The organism is Alishewanella sp. HH-ZS (assembly GCF_001704375.1).
Taxonomy (GTDB): Bacteria; Pseudomonadota; Gammaproteobacteria; order Enterobacterales; family Alteromonadaceae; genus Alishewanella; species Alishewanella aestuarii.
On sequence record NZ_LZEJ01000101.1, the window covers coordinates 1 to 693 of the forward strand.

Annotated in this window: 1 protein-coding gene; it reads right to left on the minus strand. The window is 47.6% G+C overall.

The annotated features are described in order from the left end of the window. Positions 1–14: 14 nt before the first annotated feature. A partial coding sequence (locus tag A9165_RS16460) for an IS630 family transposase (RefSeq protein ID WP_065956681.1) occupies positions 15–693 on the minus strand: 679 nt, incomplete at its 5' end.

The following is a 693-nucleotide window of genomic DNA, read 5'->3' on the forward strand; positions in this document are numbered from 1 at the left end:
CTAAATAGCTGATCCTAATTGTGATACACCTGCTTCAATCCATGCTTGCCGCCCGGAAACGGTGCGGCAGTGTCCATAAAGTAGTAAACCTGCTCCAGTAAATTATCCATGTTTTTGCACTGATGATTCCGGGTTATCGTCTCGTGCAGGGCATGCCACAGTTTTTCAATTTTGTTATGCCATGGGCTATAAACCGGCAAGAACAGTAATTTGAACTTTGGGTTGTCGCTCAGCCACTTCTGGGTTTTCTTGCTCTTGTGGATGATGTAATTATCCACGATTAACCGAATGCTTTTAGCCCGACGATACTGACCTTTAAGCTTTTCCAGCAATTCAATAAATAAGTCACTGGTCTTGCGCTCGCCACCTACATAAACGATTTGCCCTGTCTGGCCGTGTAATGCTCCCGCCAGATAATGTTTCTTGTTCTGTCCTGGTGTTGCCACTTTACGCTGCGCGCCACGGTGCCCCCAATCTGCACCGATTTTAGGATTCAGATGGATGTCCACTTCATCCTGGTAAAACACCGGGTGGTCAATACTGTTATCTGCCAACGCCTCCCGGATAACCGCCAGTTTCTCCTTTTTATCCGGGTCTTGGATATAAAGCGTTGGCGCAGCTCGCCGCCAGACAATTCCTGCTTTGGGCAACCAGCGCCTGATTGTTGAACTGTGGATCTGAATGTTGCATAAC